The 22,613-nt window shown below is 60.7% G+C and carries 14 protein-coding genes and 1 pseudogene; 9 read left to right on the top strand and 6 right to left on the bottom strand.

Features of this window, described 5'->3' with window-relative positions:
- Positions 1-150: 150 nt before the first annotated feature.
- Positions 151-1,044 carry a site-specific tyrosine recombinase XerD gene (xerD, locus tag MRX98_RS18165; protein WP_246913381.1) on the top strand — a complete coding sequence of 298 codons (894 nt, stop codon included), beginning with the start codon at positions 151-153 and terminating at the stop codon, positions 1,042-1,044.
- Positions 1,045-1,627: 583 nt separating this feature from the next.
- Positions 1,628-3,274 carry a PfaD family polyunsaturated fatty acid/polyketide biosynthesis protein gene (locus tag MRX98_RS18170; RefSeq protein ID WP_246913388.1) on the top strand — a complete coding sequence of 549 codons (1,647 nt, stop codon included), beginning with the start codon at positions 1,628-1,630 and terminating at the stop codon, positions 3,272-3,274.
- Between the two features lie 22 nt (positions 3,275-3,296).
- Here the strand turns inward: MRX98_RS18170 and MRX98_RS18175 are convergent, their stop codons facing one another.
- On the bottom strand, positions 3,297-3,827 hold the full coding sequence (locus MRX98_RS18175; protein ID WP_246913390.1) for a hypothetical protein: 531 nt from the start codon (positions 3,825-3,827) through the stop codon (positions 3,297-3,299).
- A 345-nt stretch (positions 3,828-4,172) separates the two neighbouring features.
- On the opposite strand from MRX98_RS18175, the gene MRX98_RS18180 reads away from it, so the two are divergent.
- Positions 4,173-10,970, top strand: a complete 6,798-nt coding sequence (locus tag MRX98_RS18180; RefSeq protein WP_246913399.1) for a type I polyketide synthase — start codon at positions 4,173-4,175, stop codon at positions 10,968-10,970.
- Between the two features lie 3 nt (positions 10,971-10,973).
- Here the strand turns inward: MRX98_RS18180 and MRX98_RS18185 are convergent, their stop codons facing one another.
- Positions 10,974-11,546: a hypothetical protein gene (locus tag MRX98_RS18185; RefSeq protein ID WP_246913401.1), complete on the bottom strand. Its 573-nt coding sequence runs from the start codon at positions 11,544-11,546 to the stop codon at positions 10,974-10,976.
- A 225-nt stretch (positions 11,547-11,771) separates the two neighbouring features.
- Between MRX98_RS18185 and MRX98_RS18190 the strand changes: the two genes are divergently transcribed.
- Entirely contained in the window at positions 11,772-13,058 is a 1,287-nt protein-coding gene (locus MRX98_RS18190; RefSeq protein WP_246913403.1) for a nucleotidyl cyclase domain-containing protein, read from the top strand.
- Between the two features lie 10 nt (positions 13,059-13,068).
- Here the strand turns inward: MRX98_RS18190 and MRX98_RS18195 are convergent, their stop codons facing one another.
- Positions 13,069-14,049, bottom strand: coding sequence for a diguanylate cyclase (locus tag MRX98_RS18195; RefSeq protein ID WP_246913405.1), 981 nt, complete (start codon positions 14,047-14,049; stop codon positions 13,069-13,071).
- A 264-nt stretch (positions 14,050-14,313) separates the two neighbouring features.
- Here MRX98_RS18195 and MRX98_RS18200 point away from each other — a divergent pair, with 264 nt between their 5' ends.
- From MRX98_RS18200 to MRX98_RS18220, 5 genes are all read left to right on the top strand, one after another.
- Positions 14,314-14,547 carry a hypothetical protein gene (locus MRX98_RS18200; RefSeq protein ID WP_246913407.1) on the top strand — a complete coding sequence of 78 codons (234 nt, stop codon included), beginning with the start codon at positions 14,314-14,316 and terminating at the stop codon, positions 14,545-14,547.
- A 67-nt stretch (positions 14,548-14,614) separates the two neighbouring features.
- The gene (locus MRX98_RS18205) at positions 14,615-15,379 is read left to right on the top strand and encodes an enoyl-CoA hydratase/isomerase family protein (protein WP_246913409.1); all 765 of its coding nucleotides are present in this window, start codon (positions 14,615-14,617) and stop codon (positions 15,377-15,379) included.
- 17 nt (positions 15,380-15,396) lie between these two features.
- Positions 15,397-17,547 (top strand): acetate--CoA ligase family protein, encoded by a 2,151-nt coding sequence (locus MRX98_RS18210; RefSeq protein ID WP_246913411.1) that lies wholly within the window; start codon positions 15,397-15,399, stop codon positions 17,545-17,547.
- 164 nt (positions 17,548-17,711) lie between these two features.
- The gene (locus MRX98_RS18215; protein ID WP_246913413.1) at positions 17,712-18,491 is read left to right on the top strand and encodes an enoyl-CoA hydratase/isomerase family protein; all 780 of its coding nucleotides are present in this window, start codon (positions 17,712-17,714) and stop codon (positions 18,489-18,491) included.
- A 367-nt stretch (positions 18,492-18,858) separates the two neighbouring features.
- Positions 18,859-19,230, top strand: a complete 372-nt coding sequence (locus MRX98_RS18220; RefSeq protein ID WP_281432429.1) for a DUF5320 domain-containing protein — start codon at positions 18,859-18,861, stop codon at positions 19,228-19,230.
- Between the two features lie 209 nt (positions 19,231-19,439).
- Here the strand turns inward: MRX98_RS18220 and MRX98_RS18225 are convergent, their stop codons facing one another.
- From MRX98_RS18225 to MRX98_RS18230, 3 genes and pseudogenes are all read right to left on the bottom strand, one after another.
- Positions 19,440-20,108, bottom strand: coding sequence for a NifB/NifX family molybdenum-iron cluster-binding protein (locus MRX98_RS18225; protein WP_246913417.1), 669 nt, complete (start codon positions 20,106-20,108; stop codon positions 19,440-19,442).
- Between the two features lie 123 nt (positions 20,109-20,231).
- Positions 20,232-20,501 (bottom strand): annotated as a pseudogene (locus tag MRX98_RS22280) (NifB/NifX family molybdenum-iron cluster-binding protein); the annotation flags it as partial.
- A gap of 324 nt (positions 20,502-20,825) precedes the next feature.
- Positions 20,826-22,208, bottom strand: coding sequence for a sigma-54 interaction domain-containing protein (locus MRX98_RS18230; RefSeq protein WP_246913419.1), 1,383 nt, complete (start codon positions 22,206-22,208; stop codon positions 20,826-20,828).
- Positions 22,209-22,613 lie beyond the last annotated feature (405 nt).

Below are 22,613 nucleotides of genomic sequence, written 5' to 3' on the forward strand. Positions count from 1 at the left end.
CGGGATCGAAAACGTTTCAGTTTCGTTTTGCGCCGCGGTTCGATTTCGATTTCGATACCGCTCCCGATTTCGATTGCCAATGGGGCAAGCCCCAAATTGGGCTTTGCAGATAACCGCTGTTTAAGGTGATCCGGCAACCGACCATCCGCCATGACCATTGATGCCCTCATCGACCAATACATCAACTACCTGGTGGTGGAAAAAGGCCTGGCGCCCAAGACCGTGGCGGCCTATGCCGGTGACCTGCGCGCTTACCGCGAGTTCCTTGCCGCCCGCCAGATTCTCCACATCCAAGAGACCGACACCACCACCATCTTGAAGCACATCCTCGATCAACGCGCCAAGGGATGCGGGGCACGCACCCGTGCCCGCCACCTTGTGGCTCTACGCGGCTTCTATCGCTACTTGAAAGAAGAAGGTCTATTAGACCGTAATCCTGCCAAATTGGTTGATTTACCCAAGAGCGGTCTAAAGCTGCCCGACGTGCTGGACGTGGCGGACATCGAACAATTGCTGGCCGCGCCGGATCGTGAGAAGCCGCTGGGACTGCGGGACGCGGCCATGCTGGAACTGCTCTATGCCGCCGGCTTGCGCGTCTCGGAACTGGTGGATCTGCCCCTGGCGGCGGTCCACATGGAGGCCGGTTTTGTGCGGGTGCTGGGCAAAGGATCCAAGGAACGCGTCGTGCCCATCGGCCGCAAGGCCCTGGCGGCACTTCACGAATATCTCCAGGACGCCCGCCCCATTCTGTTGAAGGGACAGGCCAGCCGTTTCATGTTCATCGCCCGGGCCGGCAGGCCCATGACACGACAAGGTTTCTGGAAGCTGTTGCGCCGCTACGGCCTCCTGGCCGGCATCCGCAAACGCTTCACACCCCACAGCCTGCGCCACTCCTTTGCCAGCCACCTGCTGGAAGGCGGCGCCGATTTGCGGGCCGTGCAGATGATGCTGGGTCACGTCGATATCGCTACGACCCAGATTTACACCCACGTTGCTCAGAAACGGCTTATCGATATTCATCGGAAGTTTCATCCGAGGGGGTGATGTGTTTATTGAGTTTGTTGAGTTGATAGAGTTTGTTGGGTAAAGATAGTTTAAAGTTTTGGGCCCTGGCGGGCCAGTTTTAAGTTTTAGGTGTTAAGTTTTAAGTTAATGAATTCTATTGATTTTATGAATTTGCAAGAGGGTTTTCTCAACCGCAAAAGCGACATCGCCAGTTCTCGCACGGAGGCGGGTGGGGCCGGGGGAGAGATTGGTGCTGCAATGCGTGCAGGGGCTTAGGGGCCGTTATGGGGTGGGCGCAGGGCGTTCGGCCCGCACTGTTTGAGCGCAGCGAGTTTGCGGGCCGCCCAGGGCCCACCCCATTACGGCCCCTTGGCGCCAAAACGCGCAGCAACAAGCTCTCCCCCGGCCCCACCCGCCGGCGGTCGTTCAACGCTCCAAGCGATACTATCTCAGAACACCCAACAAAGGTCGTTCAACGCTCCATACAACCTTCCCAACCTTCCCACAACGCACGATGCATCCGGCGGATGTACCTGTTTCCGTCGGATTTGCTCCTTCAAATAGGGCGCGAAGGATGTTAAAGATGACGCTTTGTAATGAATAGAACAGGTGGACAAAGACGATGACGGACGTTTTAAATGGACCCGATATCCAACGCTGGATTGGAGACGAGCAGTCGCTGCAGTTTGGACCCGAGGCATTTAATGAGGCGCTGGGCCGGTTGGGCCGACCGGTCTACGTAGTGGGAGAGAATCGCCGACAGCCGGCGGTGTCTCAAACGGGCACCCTTGTATGGGGCCGCGCCATGGATGGATTGCCCGAGGGCCGCCCTTTGCTTGGATTCACACCGCCGTTGCGGCCCGAAGCGCTGGGGGATGACGGCTTCAAGCGGGATTTGGGATTGCGTTACGCCTATGTGATCGGCGCCATGGCCAACGGCATCAGCTCCGTGGAGATGGTGGAAGCCGCCGGCCGGGCCGGTATGCTGGGGTTTTTCGGCACCGGCGGCCAAAACCTGGATCAAGTGCGCACCGCCATCGATCGCCTGGCCGCCTTGCAAACCGATGTGCCTTATGGATTCAATTTGATCCACAGCCCCAACGATCCCCTGTTGGAAGAGGCCGTGGCGGATCTTTTCATTGCGCGCAACATCCGACTGGTGGAGGCCTCGGCCTACCTGGGCCTCACCCTGCCCCTGGTCCGGTATCGCATCAGCGGCATTCATCAACGGCCGGACGGCACCATTATCTGTCCAAACCATGTCGTGGCCAAGGTGTCCCGGGTGGAGGTGGCCGCGAAGTTTTTCGCGCCACCGCCCGACAAGCTGATCGCCGAACTGTTGCGTCAGGGAAAAATCACGGAGCAGGAGGCCCGCCTGGCCGAACAGGTGCCCATGGCCCGGGACATAACCGCCGAGGCCGATTCGGGCGGGCATACGGACAATCGACCGGCCCTCACTCTGTTGCCCACCTTCCTGGCCCTGCGGGAGGATGCCATGGCGCGGCACGGTTTCAAAGCGCCGCTGCGGGTGGGATTGGGCGGCGGTATCGCCACGCCGGACGCCGCCGCGGCCGCCTTCGCCATGGGTGCGGCCTATGTACTGACCGGCTCCATCAACCAGGCCTGCATCGAGGCCGACACTTCGGCAACCGTCCGCGAAATGCTGGCCGAGACGCAGCAGGCCGATGTCATCATGGCGCCGGCCGCCGACATGTTCGAAATGGGGGTCAAGGTGCAGGTGCTCAAAAGGAGCACCATGTTCGCCATGCGGGCGGCCAAGCTATACGAATTGTACCGCGCCCACGAATCCTATGAGCAGATTCCGCCGGCAACGCGGGCCGGCATCGAGAAGGACCTGCTACGCGCCTCTTACCCGGAAGCATGGCAGGCCACTCGGCGCTTCTTCGAACAGCGGGACCCGACTCAGATCGAGCGGGCCGAAAAGAATCCCAAACACCAAATGGCGCTGGTTTTTCGCTCCTACCTGGGACAATCCTCCCTATGGGCCAAAACCGGCGAACCGAGCCGTCGCATGGATTACCAGATCTGGTGCGGACCCGCCATGGGCGCTTTCAACGCCTGGACCAAAGGCTCTTTTCTGGAACGCACCGATGCGCGCAGCGTTGCCGTCGTCGGAATGAACCTTCTCTATGGCGCCGCGGGATTGGTGCGCTGCGGCTGGCTGCGCCAACAAGGGGTTTCCCTGCCCGCCGAAGCGGCGATTTTCCGTCCCTTACCGCCGGAAGAGATCGAAACGCGGACGGCATGAACCGGCGCCGGTTTGCACTTTTTCAAACGTCCAATCCCTCCAGAAATTTGTGATACAGGGCGCTTACGGCCACCACCTGGGCGCTCAGCCCACATCCCTCGATCAGCGGGTCTTTATCCGTGTGTACCAGCGTCTGATCATAGATTTCCTTCCGGCGCGCGTCGGCGGGGCCGCAACAGTGCAAGCTGCGCAGGCTATAGGCAAAACGGCCATTGGCGGTCGGATGGATGTAGACCAGGTGGCGCTCCTCGGATGCCTTGCGACCGTCGGACCGATGGTTTTCCGCTTGAAACTGGAAGTAGCCGTGGGATCTCAACCAGGGGGACAAATCGTTGAGGATGCGCTGGGCCTCCGGGATGGTGAACTTCAATCGGGCAACCATGTAGCCCCCGAAATAGACCTTGAAGGCCTCTTTCAGGGTAAATTGGCGGGCCACGCCCGACTGCAGGCCACCAAGCGGATCGGGCGGCAGAAAAGAGCGGGACCAGCGCTTCCACTTTGCCAGATTGATGTCCAGCTTCTCAGCCAGGTATTTGCTTTGGTAATAGATCATAATCGGTGGGGAAAAAGTCGGCCGTCATCTCGGTTTGTCATGACAAGGTGAATTCGGCCTGCTGTTCCTGTCATCGTCCACGGTTTGAATTCATAAAGCGAACATCGCACAACCAATTGAATCTCGAGTTTTTAGATTGCAAAGTTGTTATGCCAATAGCACAACCTGTCGACCACCGTCAATGGTTGCAAACCGTTTCCGTATATACTATAGGTCCGTATTAAGGTCACGCCCCACTGTCGGAGCGACCGCTATATTGCCCGCAAATGGCTGTTGCCATACGGATCGACAGAATTCATTAACTTAAAACTTAAAACTTAACACTTAAAACTCTTAATAAAAAAAATGCCCTCATCAAAACCCCATCAAACCCCGATCGCCATCATCGGCCTTGGCTGCATTTTCGCCGATTCGCCCGACCATAAAGCCTTTCTGCATTTGCTGACCCGCGGTGTGTGCGCCATTTCCGATCCGCCCGAGACCCATGCCCATTTACGCCCCTATCTGGATCCCGACCCCAAAAAGCCGGACCATATCTACTGCAACCGCGGCGGTTTTTTGCCGGAGGTCGATTTCGATCCCACCGAGTTCGGGATACCGCCATCGGTCATCGAGGCCACCGACACGTCCCAGCTGCTGGGGTTGCTGGTGGCCCGGCAGGCCCTGGCCGATGCCGGTTACGGCGGGGAAAAAACCTTTGATCGCGCGCGCACCAGCGTCATTCTCGGCGTGACCGGCACCCAGGAGCTGGTCATTCCCCTCGGCGCCCGCCTGGGCCATCCCATCTGGCGGCAGGCCTTGGCCGACGCCGGTGTGCCGGAAGAGACCGCCCGCGATGTGATGGATCGGATCGCCGATGGATACGTTGGCTGGCAAGAAAACTCCTTTCCCGGCCTGCTGGGCAACGTGGTGGCCGGGCGGATCGCCAACCGGTTCGATCTGGGGGGCACCAATTGCGTGCTCGATGCCGCCTGCGCCAGCTCCATGGGCGCCATTCACACCGCATTGATGGAGTTGACCACCGGCCGCGCGGAGATGGTCATCACCGGCGGGGTGGACACCATCAACGATGCCTTCATGCACATGTGTTTCTCCAGGACGCAGATCCTCTCCCCCTCCGGCCGCATCCGGCCATTTTCGCAAGAAGCCGACGGCACCCTGCTGGGCGAAGGGGTGGGCATGGTGGTGCTCAAACGCCTGGCGGACGCCCAACGGGACGGAGATCGCATCTACGCTGTGATCAAGGGGATCGGCGCCGGCAGCGACGGCAAATCCCAGAGCATCTATGCGCCCCGGGTCAGCGGCCAGGTGGCGGTCCTGCGACAGGCCTACGCGCAGGCCGGCGTGACCACCGACAGCGTCGCTATGGTGGAAGCCCACGGCACCGGCACAAGGGTGGGCGATGAGGTGGAGTTCCGGGCGCTGTGCGAAGTGTTCGGGCAAGGGGACGGACCGCCCAACCGCTGCGCCCTGGGATCGGTCAAATCCAACATCGGCCACACCAAGGCCGCCGCCGGAACGGCCGGCCTGATCAAGGCCACCTTGGCGCTATACCACAAAGTGCTGCCCCCCACCCTCAATGCCCAACCGGCGGATCCCAAACTCGGGGTGGCCGACAGCCCGTTCTACATCAACCACACCCTGCGCCCCTGGTTGGCCGACACAAAGAGCCGCCGCCGGGCCGGCGTGAGTGCCTTCGGGTTCGGCGGCAGCAACTTCCACGCCGTGCTCGAGGAGTACGACCCGCTCAAGACCGAACCCTCATGGGACGGCGCGGTTGAAATCGCCGCCTTCTGCGCCGACAGCGGCCAAGCCCTGGCCACTCGATTGCGGCAATGGGCCGGCGCCATCGAAAGCGATGCGCGCGCCGATGCCATCGCCCGGTCGGCGGCGGAAAGTCGAGGCGCTTTTCAGGCCGATGCCCCCTGGCGCGCGACCCTGGTGATCGCCCCTGCCGAAGGGGCGGCCCGATTGCACCGTCAGTGCGACGTCGCCGCCGACCATCTCGACAAGGGACGCCAGGATTTCGTCGACCCCAAAGGCCACATCTACATCGGCAGCGGATCACCGACCGAACCGCCCGTTTTTCTTTTTCCGGGACAAGGCAGCCAATATGTGGGCATGGGGCGCGACCTGACGGCGGTGTTCCCCGAAGCCCTGGCAGCCTTGCAGGAAGCCGAAGCGCACTTCGACGGCGAACACCCCTTGAGCGATCTGCTCTACCCCCGCATGCCCGACGCCGCCGACCACGACCAACAACTGCGCCACACCGCAGTGGCGCAACCGGCCATCGGCGCTGTTAGCGCGGCCGCGCTGGCGGTTCTGCAACGCTTCGGCATCGCCCCCACTGCCACCTGCGGCCACAGCTACGGCGAACTGGTGGCTTTGCATGCCGCCGGTCGTTTCGATCGTCCGTCCCTGTGGCGGCTCTCCGTCGCCCGCGGTCAGGCCATGGCGGCGGCCGGCGAGTGCGCGGGAGATGCCGGCGCCATGTCGGCCGTGACGGCCCCCTTACAGGACCTGGCGCAGATGGTGCAATCCATGGAACTGCCCATCGTCCTGGCCAACCGCAACAGCCCTGCCCAAGGCGTGCTTTCCGGCGCTACAGTGGACATCGACGCCGCGGAAACCCTGTGCCGCGAGAAGGGATGGCGCACGGTGCGCTTACCCGTGGCGGCCGCCTTTCACAGCCGCCTCGTGGCCGCGGCCCAGGCACCGTTTCAACAAGCGGTCGATCAAGTGGATTGGCAAACCGGAACGGTGCCCGTTATGAGCAATACCCGGGGCGATGCCTATCCCGCCGATGCAGCGGCCGCACGTGCCCTGCTCGGTGGTCAACTGGCCCACCCCGTCGATTTCGTGGGCAACATCGAAAATATGTATGCCGGCGGGGCGCGCACCTTTATCGAAGTGGGCCCCAAGTCGGTACTGACCCGCCTGGTGACGGCCATTCTGGGACAACGGTCCCACACGACCCTAGCGCTGGACAGCTCCGCCGGTCAACGCTTCGGCGTCATCGATCTGGCCGCGGTGCTGGCCCACCTCGGTGCCCTGGGGTACCCGGTCCGGCTGGACCGTTGGGAGACCCCTCTTCCGCCGGCCAGAACCTTGCGCATGCGCATCCCCCTGTCCGGGGCCAATTACCGCCGGCCCCGTCCGGCCAAACCGGTGACGCCACCGCTGCCCAAGGAGCCTGCAACCGAACCGCGGGTCAAACACGCCGTCGCATCGGCCGAGCCGACAATCCCGACGTCACGGCCTACCTTGTCGGCGGCGCCCCCAAACCGCCCAACGCCGCTCAAAACGACCGGCGCCGCTGCCGGCGGCGAACCTCGAACCTCGCATATCGCGGCCGATCACCGCGCTCGGACCCTGCGTGAACCCATGGACGACAACCGAAAAGCCCGTTTCAACCAAATCCTGGCCGGCGTGCAGCAAGGCCTGGCCGCCATGCAATCGCTGCAATCCCAAACCACCCAGGCCCATCAAAAATATCTGGAGACTCAGGCCGAGGCCCATCGCACCCTGCAGCAGATGTTGCGCAGCACCCAGTATTTGGCAAGTGTCGAAGGGACGGCCTTATCCGAGCAGGAAGCACCGCCGGCCCGCGCACGCCATTTTTCTGAACCCGCAGCCGCCTTTCAGGCCGCCGAGGCGCCGATGAGCGAAGCGTTTCACTCCGGCGCCACACCTCGGCAAGCTTCAGGACACGCCCGCAACCCATCCGTCGCCGACCCTGTGCCGCCTCAAGCCCCGGCAGACAAGGTTTCACCCCAAAAGGCGCCAACGCAAACAGCATCGACCGGGGCTGTCGATGCCACTTTGCAGGACAACCTGTTGCAGATCGTCAGCGAGTTGACCGGCTATCCGGTGGAAATGCTGGGGCTGGAGATGGACATCGAATCCGATCTGGGCATCGATTCGATCAAGCGGGTGGAGATCCTTTCCACCCTGGAAGAGCGCATGCCCCACCTGCCCAAGGTGACCCCGGACATGGTGGGCACTCTTAAAACCCTGGGCCGGATTTGCGAATACCTCACCGCCGACGGCAGCGCCGCGATGTGCATTGCGCAAACCGGTTCAACCGCGGCCGAAGCCCCCCCGACAGCAGCGGCCGTCAGCAACGCGACGGCCGATGTGCAACACTGCATCGTAGACATCGTCAGCGAGCTGACCGGCTACCCGGTGGAGATGCTGGGGCTGGAGATGGACATCGAAGCCGATCTGGGTATCGATTCCATCAAGCGGGTGGAGATCCTCTCCACTTTGGAAGAGCGCATGCCCCACCTGCCCAAGGTGACCCCGGACATGGTGGGCACCCTCAAGACCCTGGGACAGATCTGCGCATACCTGACCACCGGCGACGGCACCGCGACAGCCGGTACCCAATCCGGCCCAACCACGGCCGAGGCTGCCACAACCGCCGCTGCCGGCGGCGCCGCGGCAGCGGATGTGCAACACTGCATCGTAGACATCGTCAGCGAGCTGACCGGCTACCCGGCGGAGATGCTGGGGCTGGAGATGGACATCGAAGCCGATCTGGGCATCGATTCGATCAAGCGGGTGGAGATCCTTTCCACCCTGGAAGAGCGCATGCCCCACTTGCCCAAGGTGACGCCGGACATGGTGGGCACCCTCAAGACCCTGGGGCAGATCTGCGAATACTTGAGCGACGGCCGGTCCGGCATCGACACCGCCTCCGACCGTCCCGCCGCCCTATCCCAAACCGCTGCAACGGCGGCCCGACCGACCGACGTGGAAACGGCGGAACAGGCATCGCCCCCGACCACCGCCGCCCCTGTGCCTTGCCTTGAGATCGCCACCGTCGCCCTGCCGCCCTTGGACGCCGAGCCACGGCGCCCCGCACCCGACCATGGTAAAATCGCCATCGTGGCGCCCGGCAACGGCCCATGGGCCGAACAGCTGGCGGCCGCCTTCGCCGACGACGGCTGGGAAGCGCTGATCGTGGAAGACCGCAACCGAATCGCGGATACATCCGGCTGGGCCGGCCTGGTGCTGGTGGCCCCCATAAATCCCCTGGAGGCCTTCCTGTGGGCCAAGGGCGCCGCGCCCCGCTTGCAACAAGCGGCCTTGCAGGGACACGCCTTTTTCCATACCGTCACCTGGCTGGACGGCGCCTTCGGATTTACCGGACAAGCCATTGATGATCCGGAACAGGGCGGCCTGGCCGGTTTGGCCAAAACGGCGGCGCTGGAGTGGCCTGCCATCCGCTGTGGCGCCCTGGACGTCGATCCCCGCTGGACCGACCCAGCTTCAGCGGCCAAGGCGGCCGTGTCCGAGATGTTGTGTAAATCCACGGGTACGACCACCGAGGTGGGATTGAGCGACAAGGGACGCACCGGCCTGCAACAGGTCACGGCGGCCCCCCGTCACCTGCAGACCCTGTCCCTGGCCTCCGAGGATGTAGTGGTGGTGACCGGCGGTGCGCGCGGCGTGACGGCGGCCTCGGCCTTGGCCCTGGCACAGCGGACGCCTTGCACCCTGGCCCTGCTGGGGCGCTCGCCGCAACCCATCGCCGAGCCCGATTGGCTGGCCCCGCTAACCAGTGAAGGTGAGATGAAGCAGGTCTTGCTGCAACATGCCGAGGGTCCACTCACCCCCAAAGACCTGGAATCGACCTACCGGCAATGGATCGCCAACCGGGAAATCACGAACACCCTGGACCGTTGTCGAAAGGCGGGCATACGCGCAGCCTATTTTTCATTGGACGTTCGCGATGCGGCGGCCGTGACGGAAACACTGGCGGAAATCCGCCAAACCCTGGGCCCCGTCAAGGGCTTGATCCATGGCGCCGGGGTGTTGGCGGATCGTCTGATCGCAGAAAAGAGTGCGGAACAGTTTCAGCAGGTGTACGCGACAAAGGTGGAAGGACTACGGACGCTGTTGGCGGCCACGCAGCAGGATGAGCTGCACTACCTGGTGCTCTTCTCCTCGGTCAGCGCCCGCTGCGGCAACCCGGGTCAGGTCGATTATGCCATGGCCAACGAAACCCTCAACAAAATCGCCCAACAGCAAGCCCGTCTGCGTCCCCGATGCAAGGTGACGGCCATCAACTGGGGTCCCTGGGACGGCGGTATGGTGTCACCCGCCCTCAAGCGCAATTTCCTGGCCCAAGGGGTACAACTGATCCCCGTCGATCAAGGCGCCGCCGCCATGGTGGCTGAAATGGGACACGGTGATGCGGCCGCGGTGGAGGTAGTGATCGGCGCCGGCCTGCCGGCCGCCGCGATTCCCCCTGCCCAAGCCACCGCCCCGGTCGCGGCGGCACTGCCGGAGGATGTCATGGTCCAGGCCGCCCGGCGTGAGATCGACGTTGACCGTTGCCCGGTGCTGCAGTCCCACCAGCTCAACGGCCGCCCCGTGGTGCCGCTGGCCCTGATGACCGAATGGTTGGCCCATGGCGCCCTGCACGCCAATCCCGGCCTGGTGCTCCATGGCATTGATCATCTGCGGCTGCTCAAAGGCATCACCCTGGACCGTTCTCCGGCAACCATTCGGCTGATGGCCGGCCGCCCCAGGCGCAAGGACGGCATCTACGAAGTGGATGTGGAGATCCGCAACGACGGACGTAACGGCAACGGCGTGGTGCACACCCGCGCCACGGCGCTTTTGGCCGAGCAGCTGCCGCCGCCGCCGGGATTCATCGAAAACGGACACTTCAAAGGCAACGGAAAGGTGCAAGCACCGCAGGCATTTTACCAGAAGGTGCTGTTCCATGGCGATGCCCTGCACGGCATCGAGCGGATCATCCGCCTGGCCGATGACGGCATGACCGCCACCATCCGCAGTGCGCCCGTGCCCGCCCAATGGCTGACCGACCCTCTGCGCAGCCGCTGGATCGGCGACCCCTTGGTGTTGGACGGCGCCTTCCAAATGGCCATCATCTGGTGCCACGAGCAGCGCCGACAGCTCTGCCTGCCGAGCTACGCCGCCACCTATCGCCAATATCGGGAAAAGTTTCCCACCGACCAGGTCACGGTGGTATTGACGGTGACCGCGGTGACCGATCGCAAAATGACGGGCGACTTCGATTTCCTGGATGCCAAAAAAGAGGTGGTGGCGCGTTTGACCGGCTATGAAGCCATCATGGATCCGGGTTTGGCCAACGCCTTTCAACGCTGACGATCACCGGGTGTTTCGCAAACCTTGTCGTTTGATACGCAGCAAACCGGGGCTGTGATTGATGTACATCAAGGGCGAACGGCACCCCATTTCCATAAAATAGGTCTCCAGCCAGTCGAAAAGCACCGGGCGATCAGGCCAGCGATACCCCTTGGCCTCTTGTTGCAGGGCCTCCCAGGCGGCCTCCGTATCCTTGCGCCCTTCAAACACCCGCGCTTGCACCGGGTCGCACAGAAACATGGCGCACATCAACGGGCGCACCTCCCAGCGGCATCCCGCCGGACCCAGATAGGTGCATTTTTGAGGGTGATGCGGCTGTTGCAGGGCCTGAAACAGATCTTCCATCTGCGCCGCGGAAGCGCTCAGGGCGTTGATCACGCCATCGGCCCAAAAGGTGACGATGCCGTCCTTGCTGCAGCAGGCGCTGAGGCGGTTGGTGAAACAGTTTCGCGTGCAGTGCTCTCCGAAGTGGGTGCTCAGAAAGCGGTCCACCCGCTGCCGAAAATCGCGATAGGGGGCGATGCGCTCCTGTAAACCGCCCCTCTGGGTGGGGTCCAGGAGGCTGATTCGACTCATTATGAGAGACAATGCATCCCATTGTTCTCTTTGATAATCGTTCATCTGATTTTTGCTTGACAAATCCGGTCTCCTGGTTGAAAACGGGCCCAATTCCCATACTGGTCATTCGATACTGCTCTTCGCACCTGCACCTGTTTCAGGCGGGTGACGGGAAATTGCCGGCAATCGGCGGATTGCGCGACGGCTTTTCCCGCGCCCTGCCGTCTCGATCCGGAGTCGAACATGATAGAGCAATCAGACCCTGAAGTCCATCCACTGAGTGCCATCGCAATCCCCTTCGCCCCAATTGAAAAGCGGCGCGCCGCCAGGGAAACAAGACCCGCCGAGCCCCCCGGCCCCGAACTGGATCCATCGGCCATCGCGGCCCCTGCATTGCTTTTGGACCGTCGCTTGCGCATCATCTGGCAAAACGCAACCGCCGCTTCCCGCATATGGCAGAATACGGCCGATGCGGTCGCCCATCGGGACGCGCCCCCTTCCCTCTTCGATCTGCTGTTCGATACCGGATTCCAATCCAAGGTGGACAATTGGCGCCAATGGATCGCATTTTTTCTTCGCCAAGCCTTGACCTTCTTGTCGCAATCGCAGCTGCGGCAATTGATCGACGCCAGGGAGGGCCGGCCGGGAGAGTGTCTGCGCGCCCTGCTCAACGGATTGGACGTCGCGGACACGCCGTCTTGCGCGTCGACTGACCAATTACGACAAACCCTCGCCGATGGTCGCTCTGTGCGGTATGCCGTTTTCGGCACCACCTTCGGCGAACAACGTCTGATAATCTTCGAGGGCGGCGGCGAGGATTCGGCCGCGCCGCTTCATGCCCGCTTGGCCTGGCTGCGGCAACACCAACGCCCCGTTTATAGCCCGCTGTGTATATTGGCCGCCCGACTGGACAAAGCCGACATCTTGCAAGATGAATTGCTGGACGATGCCTACGCACAGTTGGTGGAGAGCCTTTTACAGATGGCCATGAAGGTCATGGCGGAGCATGGCGGCCTGTTTCACCATCAAGCAGGCACCGCTTTCCAAGGCATTTTCCTGCCCTCCGATCCAACCGAACCACTGCGCCCGATAGACGCACTCGCTTGCGCCCTGAACCTGAAACGATGCATGGCGGATCTCACGCGGGAGTGGAAAATCCGCATCGGCTGGCGCCATCCGCTGCGACTGAACATGGGGTTGCATGCCGCTGAAGGTCCCGTGCGTCTGTGCAACACCGCCTGCGGCGAACAGGTAATGGTCCTGGGGGACAACCAACGGACCGCCCAGCTGCTTGCCCGGTTGGCCGACGATGGCCGGATCTGGGCCACCAAGAACTTGATGCGCCGTCTGGCCGGCCAGGAGTTGCAATCGATCCGCTTCGGCGTTCACCCGCAAGGTGGTGACGCCCGAACCTTTGTTGCCCAAGGTTTCGCGCGCATTTCCGATCTGGCATCCAAAGCCTGCCCCACTTCCCTGACGGACGCCATTGCAAACGTAGTCGTGACCCAGCTTATGGAGCGACAAGGGTGAGCGAGGACGGCTACGATCCGGTGGTGGAAACGGATGGGGCGGGTGGGTTGCCCGGCACCGCCGATGCGACACTGACGCGGTCACGCCCCTTTTCTTTACAGAGATACAGTTGCCGATCCGCCGCGTTGATCAATTGGTCCATGGAAACATCCGCGTCGCCATGTCGCCCCCAATGCACCGTGGCACCACCAAAGCTGCAGGTGATGCACAGCTCCACGTCATCGCAAGTCACGGTGTTGCGGCAGACCACTTGCCGTGCCCGTTCGGCCATGATGCGCGCACCGTCGAGATCGGTCTCGGGCAGCACAATCAAAAACTCCTCGCCGCCATAACGCACGACCCAATCCACATCCTGCCGCACCTGGTTCCGCAAATCGAGGGCGAAGTGACGCAAGACCGTGTCGCCGGCCTGATGTCCATGGGTGTCGTTGACCGACTTGAAATGATCGATGTCCGCAATCACCACCGACAACGGATGGCCGTAACGCCGCGAACGTTCCATCTCCCGGGGCAGTCGTTCATTTAAATAGGCACGATTGAAGCAGCCGGTCAGCGGGTCGGTGATAGACAAAAGGCGAATCTCGTCATTGGCCTGTTTCAATGATTGCTCAAGGCGCAGAATCCGGATTCCGGTATTGATCCGCGCCAGCAGTTCGGCGGAGTGAATCGGTTTGGTCAGGTAATCGTCGGCCCCCGAGTGCAGCCCCGAAACAATGTCCGTTTTGGAGTCCCGCGCGGTGATCAGCAGTATGTACACATAACGGTCGGTCTTTTTCTCCCGGATCAACCGGCAAAGTGCGGGCCCGTCGATTTCAGGCATCATCCAGTCGGTCAGCACTATGGGACAAAATTGCCGCTCCAGTTGGGCCAAAGCTTCCTTGCCGTTAACGACGCCCAGCACCTCGAAACCGGCCTTTTTCAGATAGCGGGTGATCAGGGCGCGTGTCACCGCGTCATCGTCCACGACAAGAATTGGGAAATCGGTCGGCATGGGAAAATCCATTCTCCGGGTGAAACTGGATCGGGATGCTGTGGTAATTAAATAATAATTGGTTTAATATCAAACAATTGATCATTAACAAAGCACAAACTGGATCATGACCCGAAGAAGGCGGTGAATTCGATTCAACAAAAAATTGTCGGCCTACCATGGATGCTTGACCCCCTATCCGCGGCTTGCTATAGAAATAACGATGAATATTGAGGTGATCCGACTGTCGGCACCGAGCCAATCGAACACAAGGAGCGCATCACCATGCCGGAGAACCAGGGGGACAAACTGCTGGTCAATGTGAACATTGAAATCACCGCCGCCGCCCTCCAAGCGATTGTTGCCAACGCCAAGCGAATGGCGCCCAGAAATTCCAACGGAACCTACCGCGTTGATACCGCCGATCAGGTCAGCGCCATCATCAGCCGTTTTCTGGATACCCGGGGCTTCGAGCAGTTCGCCCGTGACAGCACCAACTACGAACCCTCTGCTTCCTGAGCGTCGGCGCCCCGTCGTCAAACGCCGGTCACCATCACCCGCCTTTCCGCCATAAGGAGACTTACAAATGGATCTGGAAACCATCCGGTACTTGAAGGCCGATGGCATTGCCACCATCATGCTCAATCGTCCCAAGGTGCTCAACGCCATGAACAAACAGCTTTGGCTCGATCTGCAATCCGCCCTGACCGATGCCCGGCAGGACGAAGCGGTCAAAGTGGTGGTCATCACCGGTGAGGGGCGCGCCTTCTCAACCGGCGCCGACCTCAAAGACTCCAAGGATCGCCCGCCGGACAAGTACCGGGACTACCTGGAATCGCTCCAGGAGGTGTCGCGCCAGATTCTGCGTTTTGAAAAGCCGACCATTGCCGCCGTCAACGGCTACGCCTTGGGATCGGGATATGAACTGGCCCTGGCCTGCGACATCCGCATTGCCGCCGAGGAGGCCCAGATCGGTTCCCCCGAAGCGCGGGTGGCCTCTTCCATCACCGGCGGCGCCTTTCGTTTGATTCAGCAATTGGTCGGGCCGGGCAAGGCCAAGGAGCTGCTCTTCACCGCCGACACCATCGACGGCCGCGAAGCCGAGCGCATCGGCCTGGTCAACAAGGCGGTGCCGGCCGAACAATTGATGGAAGAGGTGTATGCCATGGCCGGTCGGATCGCGCAAAACGCCATGTTTTCACTGAAAATGATCAAACGGGGGCTCCACCTGGCCAGTGGGGAAATGAGCCTGGAAGCGCTGATGGATTTTGAGGTCGAGGCTTGTCTGGCCTGTGTTGCCACCAAAAGCCGCGGTGATGCCCTGGATCGTTTCGAGAAACGCAAACAATAAAGGAATGGGTTGACGCAATGGGACTGGAAAAAGTCATGCGCCCCGGCTCGGTCGCGGTCGTGGGCGCCTCCAAATCGGAAACCAAGCGCGGCTATCAGAGCATCCGCACTCTGCTCGAAGGCAAATATGAAGGCTGGATATTTCCCATCAATCCCAAGGAGGACTACATCCTGGGGTTGCGCTGTCACAAAAGCATCTCCGAGATCGAGCAGCCGGTGGATGTGGCCCTGATTTGCACTCCCGCGGCCACTGTTCCCAAAATTTTGGAAGAGTGCGGTCAAAAAGGGGTGGGCGGCGCCGTCATCCTGGCCGGCGGTTTCCGGGAAACCGGTCAGTCGGGCCGCAAGCTGGAAGAGGAGATCGTGGAAGTGGCCCGGCGTCACAACATAAGGTTGATCGGGCCCAACACCTCCGGCATGCTTAACCTGGTGGACAGTCTCAATCTGGTGGGTTTGCGCGATGTGCCCAAGGGGGAGATCGCGCTGCTGAGCCAGAGCGGCAACATGGCATTGAGCCTGATCACCGAAGCAAAACTGAAAAGCCGCAAGGGGTTTTCCTACTATGTGGGCGTGGGCAACGAGGCCGACATCCGTTTTCATGAATATTTGGAGTATTTCCGGTCTGATCCCAGCACTCGCGCCATCCTGATGTATGTGGAAGGCATGCGGGACGGACGCTCCTTTCTGCAGCAGGCCTACCTGACCTCCCAGGAAAAGCCGATCATCCTGCTTAAGAGCGGCCGTTCGACCACCGGCAAGAAATCGGCCGGCTCCCACACCGGGGCCCTGGCCGGCATGTCGGAAGTGGCCAAGGGGGCCTTCGAACGGGCCGGCATCACCGTCATCGACAACTCGGACGAACTGTTTCCCGTGGCCGAAACCCTCTCCAGCGCTCCTCCCATCCGCAACAACCAGGTGGCCATCCTGGCCGACGGCGGCGGTCATGCCACCATCGCCGCCGACATCCTGACCGATCACGGCATCAAGTTGCCCGAGCTGGAGGAGAAAACCAAGGAGCGGCTGCGCCAAATCCTGCCGGCCGCCGCCTCGGTGGTCAATCCGGTGGATGTGGCCGGCGGCACCGATGCCGACCCCTCCCTGTTTGCCGACTGCGCCAAAATCATCCTCCAGGATGCTAATGTCGGCGGCCTGCTGCTGGTGGGTCTCTTTGGCGGCTATGGCATCCGCTTTGCCGAATCCTTGGCCCTGAAAGAGGAAGACGCCGCCCACCAGATGGGCAAAATGGTGACCAAGCGGCACAAACCCATTGTGATCCACAGTTTGTACAATTCTGAAAGGCCCCACTCTCTGGAGCTGTGCCGTTACTACAATTTGCCTGTGTACGACTCTCTGGATGTGGCCTGCAAATGCATCGCCGTGCTGGCCGAGTACGGCAACTATTTGAAGAGCTACCATGCCAAGACCAACTTCGTCTTCAACTGGGGCGCCAAAGCCAAGCCCGAGGGACGTGCCATTCTGGCCAAGGCGCAAGCCGAAGGGCGCAACAGCCTGCTGGAGCATGAGGCCAAGCGCCTGTTTCAGTTGCATGGCGCGCCGGTCAAGCCTGGCCGCCTGGCCGCCTCGGAGGATGAAGCCGTACAAGCCGCGCGGGAGATCGACGGGCCGGTGGTGATGAAGATCGTCTCGCCGGACATCCTGCACAAAAGCGATGCCGGCGGCGTTAAACTCAGCCTGGCCGGCGAAACCGACATCCGCAATGCCCACGCCCAGATCCTGCAAAATGCCAAGGCCTTCAATTCCGACGCCGACATCCGCGGCGTCCTGGTGGAGCCCATGATTCAGGAGGAGGGTGTGGAAATCATCATCGGCACCAAGATCGACGAACAGTTCGGCCCGGTGATCATGTACGGTCTGGGCGGCATCATGGTGGAAATCCTAAAGGACGTGGCCTTTCGCGTGCTGCCGATTTCACGCTTGACCGCCCGCACCATGATCGAGGAAACCCTTTCGGCCCCCATCCTCAAGGGCGTTCGCGGCACCCCGCCCTACGATATCAAGGTCCTGGTCAATTTACTGTTGATGGTTTCCGACATCGTGGAAGCTTATCCGGACATCGAGGAGATGGATATCAACCCGGTCATTTTGCACCACAAAGGCGCCTCCCTGGCGGATGCCCGCATCATCCTGAAATCGGGTGATGCCGGATAGCGCAAACGACCCCAAGGCCGGCCTTCGCATCGGCGTTATACATGCGCCGGTAGCCGGCTTTCAAACCGTAGGGGCACGGCACGCCGTGCCCAATAAGACCCGATTCTCGCAGATGCCGGTAATGCACACCATACTTTCACATTCAACCCCGAAAGGACGGCAACATGGCTTATGATGAATTGCTCGTGGAGGTTTCGGAACAGTGGGTGGGCACCATCACCCTGAATCGGCCGGACCAGTTGAACACCTTCAACAGCGTCATGGCCGGATCACTCTACAAAGCCCTGTTGGACCTGGACAACGACCCCAAGGTGCGGGTGCTGGTGATCAAGGGCGCGGGCAAGGCTTTCTGCGCCGGCATTGATGTACATGAGCTGGAAGGCCAGACCACCCTCTCCTACCGGGAGTGGATCGAACGCATGGAACGGCCCCTGGTGGCGATCGCCAAACTGCATAAACCGGTGATCGCCCAAGTCCACGGTGTGGCCGCCGCCAACGGCATGGGTCTGGTGGCGGCGGCGGACCTGGCCATCGCAGCGGCCAATGCCCGCATGGGCCTGACCGCCATCAATGTCGGCCTCAACTGTGTCGGGCCGGTGATCCCCGTCTCCAAATCGGTGGGCCGTAAAAAAGCGCTGGAACTGCTGCTTTACGGCGACTTGATCCCCGCCGAGGAGGCATTGAACCTCGGATTGATCAACCGAACGGCACCTAAAGAAGAACTGGACGAAGAGACCCGCAAATGGGCGGAAACCCTGGCCCAAAAGAGCCCCATCGCCGTCCAAATCGCCAAAACCGCCTACTACAACGCGGAGGACATGGCGTACCAGCAACAATTCGACTACATGAACGAAGCGTTCGCCCGCCTCTGCAGCACCGACGATGCAAAAGAGGGGGTCAAGGCTTTCTTCGAAAAACGCAAACCGGTCTGGTCATTGAAATAATAGTTTTAAGTTTTAAGTGTTAAGTTTTAAGTTAATGAATTCTATCGATTTTATGGTGTTGGGGTTGGTCGAGCAGTTGAGCAAATACAACCCTTCCCCCAACCCGTAGGGGCACGGCATGCCGTGCCCGGGTAGCCCCGATCCACCCGCATGGCACGGCACGCCGTACCAAAGTTGCATGGGCGCGACCCAACAACCCTGACTTCCACCTGGCAATACGGATATCCATCCGTATTCAAAACACTTATGCAACATCACCACACTGGCACGCCCCATGCTATGTTTAACTTTTGAGCAGTTACCGCGCAAACAGCGCTCCTATGGTTTGCACGGTTCATCGATCTGATTGGGAAAGGAGGATAGGATCATGCCTGGAGGAGATCGTACAGGACCAATGGGAATGGGCGCCATGACCGGGCGTGGGGCTGGTTTCTGCGGCGGCTACGCACAACCCGGTGTCAGCCGCTTCGGATTCGGTGCCGGGCTCGGTCGGGGCCGTGGTGCGGGGGTCGGACGCGGATGGCGCAATCGCTACTATGCCACCGGTATTCCCGGTTTCATGCGCTTCGGCGGTTTCGGGGGCGGTTATGCCACGCCTAATCAGCCGCTCGATGCCCGCACGGAGAAGCAGGAATTGCAGCACGAAGCCGAGTTGCTGCAAAACCAATTGCAAGCAATTGAGCGGCGTCTGGCCGAAATAGCCAGCGCCTCGGCTTCCGCAAATTCGCAAGAGGACTAATTTAGACCGGAGGCCGTCCGGATATCGCCGAGGCAACGATGGTCTCGGCGATATCCGGACGGCCTCCGCGGGTGGCACCGGAAAATGGTTGCCGGTGTTGCGCAGCAACAAGAGGTCATGCGCATCAATGCCGCCATCGGGACCTGGCGGGCCAGTTTTAAGTTTTGGGCCCAAAACTTAAAACGGCCCACAGGGCCCGCTGTGGATGTTCAACCACTATCCATCACTCCGCTGCGCACCTCATCGAGCTGACGCCGCAGGTCCTCAACCGTCTGTTTCAGTTGTTTAATTTCGGCATCTTTGGGTGTACCGGTTTCGGCAGCTGCATCCACCGCTGTTGAACCGCGCAGCTCAGGGCCCGCACCCGTCATGGCCGGTCGCATCATACCGCCGCCGCCCATACCGCGTCCCCCACCGCCCATTCCACCTCCACCACCGCCCATTCCACGTCCACCACCGCCCATTCCACGTCCACCACCGCCTATCCCGCGACCGCCGCCCATGCCCATGCCGCCACCCATGCCGAAATGGTTTTTCACCGTCGGGGAGCCCGATTTCTTCAGTTGACCCGATTTGAATTTTTCCAGCGCCTCCCGCACACTGCCACCGATCCCCGTGATCACATCGATGCCGGCCGCACCGAAGGTTTGAAAGGCATTCGGGCCGCAGTTGCCGGTTAGCACCGCCGCCACCCCTTTTTCAGCCATCAGTTGGGCCGATTGGGGGCCGGCACCGCCACCCAAGGCGATGTTGGGATTGGGCATCGCCTCGTAATCCATGGATTCGGGATCGACAAAAATAAAGTAGGGACAACGGCCGAAACGGGGTTCGACGGTGTCGTCCAGTGTGGTACCGCTGGCGGTAATGGCAATTTTCATGTATTGGACCTCCTTTTGGATCGAACGGGATGTGGATCCGCGGTTCGGCGCTGCCGCCGATCCGTTCTTGTGCATTGAAGTTGCGCCATGGGCGACCAGGTCGTCCAGACAGGCCTCGAACACATCTTCTACGGCACCTTCCGCAAATGGTAGGATCCGGATGCCGTAAGATTCGACGGCTTGGGCACAGAAACGGGATATACCGCCACAAATCAGACAATCGACACCCAAGTCCGCCAAACGGGCCGCCCGGGCAAGGATTGAAGCGCTTCGAAATGGCGAATAACATTGACCGACGACGCGCCCCGCCTCTACCTGCAAGATCAGCAACATGCGCGAAACGTCGAAAAGTGGCGATATCCTGCCTTCCCAGACTGTGAGGGCGACTTGCATCGGCTCCGGCTCCCCCTTTGTTCAGAATCCTTAGCAAGGGTTGTGCCTTTCAGTGGATCCGGTGGGCACATCACGGAGACAGGCCCGTGTCTACATGCGCCATGCGTCGTCAGGCAGTTCCGGTCCTCATATGCTATCGAACGTCCATGGCGTAGGGGCACGGCAGCCGCGCCCTTGCCGCTACCGCAAGGCTTTCGAAAGAGCGCTGACGCAGCGATGAACCATCAGATGCCGTTTTCGGAGGGACAATAACGCTATTCGTCGCATGCATGAGAAACCGGCGGATATGACAGGCGCATCATCGCGACGATAGGGCGGCAACCATTAACGATTGCCGCTGCGCCCGTCCATTTCCGGCAGCTGAACGCCGATTTTCTTGATTTTGCGATAGAGGGTGCTTTTGTGCATATTGAGCTCCCGGGCGGCCGCCAGCCGATTGAAATTGTTGCGCTCGAGGGCGTCCATGATGACCCGGGCTTCGGTGGATTGAATGGCGGACTGTAAATTCACCGACGAGGAGGGGCGCGGTGCGGCTTCCAAAAGGGATTCGGGCAGACAGCCCAAACCGATTTCGCCGGTGGGGCAAAGCACGAAGGCATGCTCGATGATATTTTCCAGTTCCCTGATGTTGCCGGGATAGTTGTGAAACATCAGCAAGGAGAGCGCCTCCTGGCTGATGGCTTGCACCGATTTGCCGTGGATCCGATTCATGCGGCCGATGAAATGCTCGACCAGCATGGGGATATCCTCCTTGCGTTCCCGCAGGGGCGGCAAATCGAGGCACACCACATTGACCCGGTAAAACAAATCCTGGCGAAACGAGCCTTGCCGCACCATCTCCGCAAGATGCCTGTTGGTGGCCGCGACTACCCGCACATCGGCCTTTTGGGTCCGGGTGGCGCCAAGGGGCTGGTAGCACTTCTCCTGCAGGACCCGCAAAAGGCGCACCTGAAAAGCGGGGCTCAGCTCGCTGATTTCGTCGAGCAGCAGAGTGCCCCCTTCGGCCATGGCAAAATGGCCCGCTTTGTCCCGCGTGGCATGGGTGAAGGCGCCGGCCTTGTAGCCGAACAGTTCCGATTCCAGCAGGGTGTCCGGCAATGCACCACAATTGATGGCCACGAAAGGGCTTTTTGCCCGAGGACTCATGCTGTGAATCGCCTTGGCCAAAAGTTCCTTGCCGGTGCCCGTCTCGCCCTGGATCAAAACAGTGCTGTCGCTGAGGGCCACCTGAGGTAATATTTTAAAAATACGTTGCATGGAGGGACTGCGGCTAACGATGTCGCCCACCCGGTAGCGGCCCTCCAACGCCTTGCGCAGCTCCTCCACCTGGCTGACGTCACGAAACACCTCCACCCCACCCAGCACATTGCCGTCCCCGTCCTGGAGCACCGAGGTGGATACCACCACCGGAATACGCTGCTGTTGGCTGTTGACGATATAGGTGGCACTGTCGACAAAAGCCTTACCTTGCCGCATGGTGCGCTTCAGGGCGCAATCGGTCTCGCACATGTTGGAACGGAACACGTCCCAGCAATACCTGCCGATGGCCTGCTCCCGATCCATGCCCGTAATCCTTTCGGCCGCACGGTTGAAAGAGGTGATACGCCAATCGTGATCGACCGTAAAAACGCCATCGGAAATGCTCTCCAGAATGGTCTGAGTCACATGGGGTGGGATGGTGCTCTGCTTATCGTCGTTTCGTTTCATCGTGCAATCCATAGACTAGACGATGATAACTTTAAACCCCTTTTTCAGATGGCTATTGTTTGACAGAGAAAGAATAGAGCGTTTTAGGTGTAAAAAGATAGTTTTAAGTTTTAAGTGTTAAGTTTTAAGTTAATGAATTCTATCGATTTTAGTGGGTTTGGAGTAAACGTACAGGTGTGCCCTTCCACGCCCCCCGTAGGGGCACGGCACGCCGTGCCCAATAGGACCCGATCAACCAGCAGGGGCCGGATGCACATTGGCCATCGGTCGTCATTTCGCCCGTCGCCCTATAACTGGGTTCGCGCATCTCCTTTGGACAGGGTTGGATTGAAAGATTGGGATCTTCCCACCGTAAAAGCGAAACCGCCTGTTCTTGCACGGAGGCGGGTGGGTCGGGGAGCGTTT

It is taken from the genome of Desulfatitalea alkaliphila (genome assembly GCF_022968795.1).
Classification (GTDB): domain Bacteria; phylum Desulfobacterota; class Desulfobacteria; order Desulfobacterales; family Desulfosarcinaceae; genus Desulfatitalea; species Desulfatitalea alkaliphila.

Bases quoted from the DNA above. Each gene is read 5' to 3' on its own strand.
- xerD (WP_246913381.1), top strand. From the start codon at position 151: ATGACCATTGATGCCCTCATCGACCAATACATCAACTACCTGGTGGTG.
- MRX98_RS18170 (WP_246913388.1), top strand. From the start codon at position 1,628: ATGACGGACGTTTTAAATGGACCCGATATCCAACGCTGGATTGGAGAC.
- MRX98_RS18175 (WP_246913390.1), bottom strand. From the start codon at position 3,827: ATGATCTATTACCAAAGCAAATACCTGGCTGAGAAGCTGGACATCAAT.
- MRX98_RS18180 (WP_246913399.1), top strand. From the start codon at position 4,173: ATGCCCTCATCAAAACCCCATCAAACCCCGATCGCCATCATCGGCCTT.
- MRX98_RS18185 (WP_246913401.1), bottom strand. From the start codon at position 11,546: ATGAGTCGAATCAGCCTCCTGGACCCCACCCAGAGGGGCGGTTTACAG.
- MRX98_RS18190 (WP_246913403.1), top strand. From the start codon at position 11,772: ATGATAGAGCAATCAGACCCTGAAGTCCATCCACTGAGTGCCATCGCA.
- MRX98_RS18195 (WP_246913405.1), bottom strand. From the start codon at position 14,049: ATGCCGACCGATTTCCCAATTCTTGTCGTGGACGATGACGCGGTGACA.
- MRX98_RS18200 (WP_246913407.1), top strand. From the start codon at position 14,314: ATGCCGGAGAACCAGGGGGACAAACTGCTGGTCAATGTGAACATTGAA.
- MRX98_RS18205 (WP_246913409.1), top strand. From the start codon at position 14,615: ATGGATCTGGAAACCATCCGGTACTTGAAGGCCGATGGCATTGCCACC.
- MRX98_RS18210 (WP_246913411.1), top strand. From the start codon at position 15,397: ATGGGACTGGAAAAAGTCATGCGCCCCGGCTCGGTCGCGGTCGTGGGC.
- MRX98_RS18215 (WP_246913413.1), top strand. From the start codon at position 17,712: ATGGCTTATGATGAATTGCTCGTGGAGGTTTCGGAACAGTGGGTGGGC.
- MRX98_RS18220 (WP_281432429.1), top strand. From the start codon at position 18,859: ATGCCTGGAGGAGATCGTACAGGACCAATGGGAATGGGCGCCATGACC.
- MRX98_RS18225 (WP_246913417.1), bottom strand. From the start codon at position 20,108: ATGAAAATTGCCATTACCGCCAGCGGTACCACACTGGACGACACCGTC.
- MRX98_RS18230 (WP_246913419.1), bottom strand. From the start codon at position 22,208: ATGAAACGAAACGACGATAAGCAGAGCACCATCCCACCCCATGTGACT.